The sequence below is a fragment of the Neisseria sp. P0019.S002 genome, assembly GCF_051957155.1.
GTDB lineage: Bacteria > Pseudomonadota > Gammaproteobacteria > Burkholderiales > Neisseriaceae > Neisseria > Neisseria perflava.
In genome coordinates, this window is sequence record NZ_JBQCWS010000095.1 from 1 (window position 1) to 474 (window position 474).

The following is a 474-nucleotide window of genomic DNA, read 5'->3' on the forward strand; positions in this document are numbered from 1 at the left end:
TGTTGTTTGTGGGGTGTGGTGGTTTGTTTGGTGTGGGTTTGTTGTGGTGGTTTTTGTGTTTGCGTTTGTTGGTTTTGTGCGTGTTGGTTGTGTTGTTGGTTGTGGTGGTTGTGTTGTTGGGGTTTGTGGTTTTGGGTGGTGTTTTTGTGGTGTGGGTGTTTGGTTTTTGGGTTGTGGTGGTGTTTGGGTTGTTGGTTTTTGTGTTGTTGGTTGGGGTTGGGTTGGTGTTTTGTGTGGGGGGTTGGGTTTGTTGGTATTCGCTGTTTTTGGGTTTTTTGTTCTTAACCTCTTTATTAGTAGAGTTAGTGTGAAAAATCAAGCGAATCAGATCTGTTTCTAGGGACTTAATGAGAGGAGTAGTCGGTTCTAGTTGTGCGCCGTTTACTATTTTGAAAATGGGTTCTTTTCTTGGTTTTCTTAGTTTGGCAGGTTGTTTTGGTGTGAGTTTTTTGGTGGGTTTTTTCTGTTTTAGTT

General features: G+C 42.0%; 1 protein-coding gene. It reads left to right on the plus strand.

What is annotated here, in order from left to right:
* The coding region (locus ACTHTY_RS11745) for a hypothetical protein (protein WP_440367806.1) at window positions 1-285 on the plus strand (285 nt) is incomplete at its 5' end.
* Between the last annotated feature and the right edge of the window lie 189 nt (window positions 286-474).